Genomic DNA, 236 nt, shown 5'->3' on the forward strand with positions numbered 1-236 from the left:
CTCCTCGGCCAGCTCGATCTCGGCCTCGGTCGGCGCACCGAACGACAGACCGGTGGTCGCCGCCTTCTGCACCGCCTCGACCACCGCCGGGTGGGCGTGGCCCAGGATCATCGGGCCCCAACTGGAGACGAGGTCGACGTAGCTGTTGCCGTCGGCGTCGGTCATCCGATAACCGGATGCGCTGGAGATGAACCGCGGGGTTCCGCCGACGGAATTGAAGGCTCGAACCGGCGAGT

1 protein-coding gene is annotated in these 236 nt (G+C 68.2%); it reads right to left on the bottom strand.

Annotated features, from left to right (window positions below; genetic code table 11):
• The coding region (locus SB754_RS22980; RefSeq protein WP_410784563.1) for an aminotransferase class III-fold pyridoxal phosphate-dependent enzyme at positions 1-236 on the bottom strand (236 nt) is incomplete at both ends.

Origin of the sequence: Leifsonia sp. SIMBA_070, assembly GCF_046534635.1 — a bacterium.
Taxonomy (GTDB): Bacteria; Actinomycetota; Actinomycetes; order Actinomycetales; family Microbacteriaceae; genus Leifsonia.